Annotated in this window: 2 protein-coding genes; both read right to left on the bottom strand. The window is 75.1% G+C overall.

Annotation, left to right across the window (positions count from 1 at the left end; all coding sequences use genetic code 11):
- The coding region (locus AB0J52_RS25375) for a condensation domain-containing protein (RefSeq protein ID WP_500184717.1) at positions 1 to 4,505 on the bottom strand (4,505 nt) is incomplete at its 3' end.
- Positions 4,502 to 5,459: non-ribosomal peptide synthetase (locus AB0J52_RS25370; protein ID WP_500184716.1), on the bottom strand; the 958-nt coding region annotated here is incomplete at its 5' end. The genes AB0J52_RS25370 and AB0J52_RS25375, both read right to left, overlap by 4 nt.

Here is a 5,459-nt window from a genome sequence, read left to right as displayed (position 1 = left end):
AGCGCGACCGGCAGGTCGCGGGAGCGCGGCAGGAGCACCGCGACCCGGTCGCCCCGGTCCACCCCGGCGGCGCGCAGGCGCGCGGCCAGCGCGGCGGCGAGCCCGTCGAGCTCGCGGTAGGAGTACGTGCCGTCGAACGCGTCCACCGCGGTGGCCGTCGGGGCGAGGGCGGCCTGGCGCTCGATCCGCTCGTGCAGGCCGATCGGCTCGTCCGAGCTGGACACAGGTGGTCCGGCAAGGACCGGGTCGGTTCCCTGCTCCAGGACGAAGTCGTCCAGCGGGCCGTCCGGCGAGGCGACGAGCTGGGTGAGGACGGAGGTGAAGAAACCCGCGATCCGGCGGGCCGTGCCGTCCTGGAACAGGTCGCGCCGGTAGGTGAGCCCGGCGCGCAGGCCGGACCCGTCGTCCTGGACCGTCCAGCTCAGATCGAACCGGGCGGTCGTCGGCAGCGTCTCCAGCGCCTCGACGGCGAGTCCGGCGAATCCGGTCACCTCGCTCGGGGCCTGGTAGAGGTTCAGCAGGACTTGCAGGGGCGGCGGCTCGTAGGGCTCGGCGCCGTGCGCGAACGCTTCGAGCACCTCGCCCCGGACCCGCGCCAGCAGCGCGCGGCCGGTGGACGCGTCGTCCAGCCGCGTCCGGACGACGAGCGTGTCCAGCAGGCAGCCGACGAGGTTCTCGGCATCGCGGTGACGCCGTCCGGCCTCGGGAACGGCCACCGCCACGTCCTCGCTCCCCGAGATCCGGGCGAGCGTCGCCTGCAACGCCGTCAGCAGCACCATGAAGACGGTCGCGCCAGAGCCGGCGGCCAAGCCCCGCACCCCGGCGACCAGTTCCTCACTGAGCTCCAACCGAAGGAAGCCCGCGTCGGAACCGCCGTCCCGTGCGCCGTCGCACGGCAGATCGAGTTCGGGCGGCAGATCCGCCAGCCGCTCGGACCACCACGAGGAGACCGGACGGCCGTGCTGCCACGCGGCGACATCGGGGAAGCCGACGCCGAGCGGGCTCAGCTCGCGTCCCGAGTACAGCGCCGCCAGGTCCCGAAGGAGGACGCCGCGGGAGCGGGCGTCGCTGGCGATGTGATGCAGGACCAGAGCCAGGACGTGGTCGTCCGGGCCGAGCTGAAGGAGCGCCGCGCGAAGCGGTGGCTCCTCGGCCAGCGCGAAGGGACGCGCGGTCAGCTCCGCCAGCCGGGCGTCCAGGTCCTCCGCCTGTTCCACCGGAAGCGGGACGTCGGCGGGGTCGTCGGTGATCCCGTGCGGCTCGCCCTCCACGAGGACGACGCGGGTGCGCAGCATCTCGTGGCGACGCGCCAGCCCGGTCACCGCCGCGCGCAGCGCCGCGAGGTCCAGTTGGCCGCGCAGTCGCAGCAGCACCGGGACGTTGTAGGCGGACGACTCGGGGTCCAGCTCGCCGGCCAGCCACAGGCGGCGCTGCAGCGGGGTGAGCGGCCAGGGCCCGGTCTCGGCGCGCCGCGGGATCGGCTCCTCGGCGTCCCCGGTCAGGGAGTCCAGCTCCCGGGCCAGGTCGGCGAGGACCGGATGGTCGAACAGCACCCGCGGCGGCACCGCGGAGTCGAGCCGCTCGGCGAACCGGGCGGCGGCGCGGACCGCCGAGAACGAGTCACCACCGAGGGCGAAGAAGTCGTCGCGGGGCCCGGCCTCGGTGACGCCGAGCATCTCGCCCCAGACCTCCGCCACGAGCAGTTCGGTGACCGAGGACAGAGCCCCGGCCTCCCGGGCGGGCGCGGGCAGGCGGCCCCGGTCGATCTTCCCGTTGACCGTCAGCGGCAGGGCCTCCAGGAAGGTGAACGAGGACGGGACCATGGCGTCCGGCAGTGCCTGCCTCAGCGCCTGCCGCACGGTCGCCTCGTCCAGGCCGGGGGCGACCAGCCAGGCGGCGAGGCCCTCCGGAACGCCGAGGACGACCGCCTCGGCGACCCCGGGCACGGCCCGGCAGGCGGCGGCGACCTCACCGGGGTCGACCCGGTGGCCGCGCACCTTCACCTGGTCGTCGATCCGCCCGAGGAACTCCACCATCCCGTCGGAGCGGACCCTCGCCCGGTCCCCCGACCGGTGCAGCCCTCCCCGCGCCACCTGCGGGCCGCCGATCCACAGCTCTCCGGGCACGCCGTGGGGCAGCGGACGGCCCGCGGCGTCGGCGACGAAGCAGCTCACGCCGGGGAACGGCGTCCCCAGCGGGACGTTCCCCGACTCCCGCGCGGCCGTTTCCGCGTCGCAGCCGAGGACTGACACGGTCGTCTCCGTCGGCCCGTAGTGGACCTGCACCTCCAGGTCGGGGCGCTCCTGCGCGACACGGTCGATCAGCGACCACGGGACGGCCTCGCCCGCGAGGACGAGCAGCCGTTCCGGCAGGAGCGAGGAGAGCGGCGCGTGGGCGGCCAGGCCCTCCAGGTGGCTGGGGACGCACTTGAAGGTCTCCACGCCCCGGACGCGCTCGGCGAACAGCGCCGGGTCGGTCGACGCGGTCAGATCCAGCAGGTGGAGCGCGGCGCCCGTCGTGAGGGCGCCGAAGACGTTCATCAGGCCGAGGTCGGCGGCGATCGTGGAGACCAGCGCGTAGGAAGAGGACCGGCCGATCCGGGCCGCGACGGCGTCCAGGTACGCGGCGAGGTTGCCGTGGCCGACGACGACCCGCTTGGGCGTCCCGGTGGAACCCGACGTGAAGATCACGTATGCGGGGTCCGCGGGGTCGGCCGCGGGCAGCGCGACGTCCGCGCTTCCCTCCGCCGGCAGGTCGTCCACCGAGAGGACGGTCAGCCCGGACGGCAGGCGATCGGCCAAGGCAGGTGAGGCGATGGCGAACTCGCTGCCCGCGAGCACCTGGGCGACCCGGCCGGGCGGTGCGGTCTCGTCCACGGGCACGTACGCGGCACCCGCGATGAGGACGCCGAGCAACGCCACCGGCAGATCCCGGGTGCGCTCCATCAGGATGCCCACGTGGTCGCCCCGGCCGACGCCGTGCGCGCGCAGGCGCTCGGCAAGGCGCCGGGAGCGGTCGGCCAGTTCGGCGTAGGTGAGGGACCCGTCGGACGCCACGACGGCGCACGCGTCGGGGGCCAGCCGGGCCTGGTCGAGGAAGCGCTCATGGACGGCGCGCGGGTCCCCGGCGGTCGCCGGCGTGCTCAGGACGTGATCGGCTCCCGGCTCCAGCGGCAGGGAACCCACGGCGCTGTCGGGGTCGGTGGCCAGGCCGGTCAGCAGAGCGGTGAACCAGCCCGCCAGGCGTTCCGCGGTCTCGGCGTCGTAGACGTCCGCGCGGTAGGCGAGACGGCCGCGCAGCTCCGCGCCGTCCTCGATGAACGTCCAGGTCAGAGCGGCCTTCACCGCGGTCATCGGGACGTCGAGGAGCTTCGCCGCCAGGCCGGGGAACCCCTTCGGGGCGGGCGGCGGGGAGACCACGTTGAGGAGCGTCCCGAACAGGGGACGTCCCGGTGCCACGCGCTCGGCGACCCGGTCGAAGGGGACCTCGGCGTGGCCCACGGCGTCCAGCGCCGCCGTCCGGGCACGCCGGATCAGCTCACGGCCGGTGGCATCGAGGTCGACGGTGTCCCGGACGACGAGGGTCTCGATGAAGCAGCCCATCACCCCTTCGAGATCGGGGTGCCTGCGGCCCGCCTCCGGCACGCCCACCGCCACGTCCGGGTCGCCGACGCGGGCGAGCAGCACCTGCAGGGCGGCCAGCAGCACCATGAAGACCGAGCCGCCGCGGGCGAGGTCCCGCAGCGCCGCGACCGTCGCCGCTTCCAGTTCGAGGTCGAGTTCCGCGCCGGACCAGCCCGTCCGGGGGACCGGCGCGAGCACCGGGGCGGGATCGAGGTCGGCGAGCCGCTCGGTCCACCAGTCCAGGGCCCGTTCGGCCGCCGGGGACGCGGCGCGCGCGTTGAGCCAGGCGGCGGCGTCGCCGTACTGCAGCGCCGGCGGATCGAGCGGGGGGCCGTCGCCCGTCCGGAACCGGTAGAGCGCGGCCAGCTCGTCCACCAGCAGCGGCAGCGAACCGGCGTCGACCGCCAGGTGGTGGACGATGAGGACCAGCACGTGGTCCTCATCGCCGACCTCCAGAAGCGTCGGCCGGAACGGGATCTCCTCGGCGAGCCGAAACGGCCGTTCCACGAGCGCGGTCACCCGCGCGTCCAGTTCGGCGGCGTCGATCCGCGCGTGCGAGAGCGTTGGCGCGCCGCCGGGGACGGTCCTCGGTTCGCCGTCCTCGACGACGATCCGCGAGTGCAGCACGTCGTGCCGCGCCGCGAGATCCGCGAGGGCCGTCTCCAGCGCGGGGACGTCCAGGGATCCGCGAAGCCGCAGGACCACCGGGACGTTGTACGCCGGGCTGTCGGGTTCGGCGGCGCCCGCCAGCCACATCCGGCGCTGCACCGGGGCGAGCCGTCCATCGCCCGCGCCGCGCGGGATGCCGGCCGCCGCCTGACGTGCGGCGGCGACCCGGCGGCCGAGCAGTTCACGCACCCGGTCCTGAGAGACCTCGGTCACGCGCCGGCCTCCTCGTTCGCGAGCTGCTCCATGAGGATCTTCTCCACCTCGGCGGCGTAGTCGGCCAGGACCGGGTGGTCGAACAGCATCCACACCGGAAGGTCGCATCCCAGCGCCTCGCGCAGCCGCACGGTCGCCCGCGTGGCCACCAGCGACGTGCCGCCGAGCGCGAAGAACTCGTCGTCCGGCTTGAGCCCGCGCGTCTTCAGCACGGCCTCCCAGACCTCGGCGACCAGCCCGACCAGCGCCCCATCTCCACCGGCCGCCGCGCCCTCGCCCTCGCTCGGCGTTCCCTCACCGGAACCCGGCACCTCTTCGTCCTCGGCTTCACCGACGACCGGGTCCAGGGCGCGGCGGTCCAGCTTGCCGCTGATGGTGCGGGGGAGTTCGGCGTGCCTGATCCACGTCCGGGGGACCATGTAGGCCGGGAGGCGGTCCCGGGCGTGGGCTTCGAGGTCGGCGAACAGGGTCTCGTCGGGAATGCCCGCGGGGGCCACGACGTGCGCCCGCAGCCTGGCGTCCGCCCCGGGGCTGGGGTTGGTCGCCACGTCCGTGACGGAGGGGTGCTCGCGGAGGACGGCGTCGATCTCGTCCAGCTCGATCCGGTAGCCGCGCAGCTTGATCTGGTTGTCGCGGCGGCCGAGGAAGACCAGGACGTGCCCGCCCGAACCGTCCGGGTGCCAGCGGACCCGGTCGCCCGAGCGGTAGAGCATGGTGCCGTCCCCGGCGGGGACGAAGGCCGCCGCGGTCAGCCCGGGACGGCCGCGGTACCCGTCCGCGACGCCGGGGCCGCCCAGCCAGAGCTCTCCCGGGACGCCCAGCGGCAGCGTCCGTCCGAGCGGATCGACGACGGCCATCCGCTCCCCGGGGATCGGGTGGCCGATCGCGACCTGCGGGCCGTGCGGCGGCGCGGCCACCGGATGGACCGTGGAGACCACGGTCACCTCCGACGGG

Source organism: Spirillospora sp. NPDC049652, from assembly GCF_040675125.1.
Taxonomy (GTDB): domain Bacteria; phylum Actinomycetota; class Actinomycetes; order Streptosporangiales; family Streptosporangiaceae; genus Spirillospora.
Note: the sequence above shows the minus strand (reverse complement) of the source record. Positions and strands in the feature narration are given on the sequence as shown.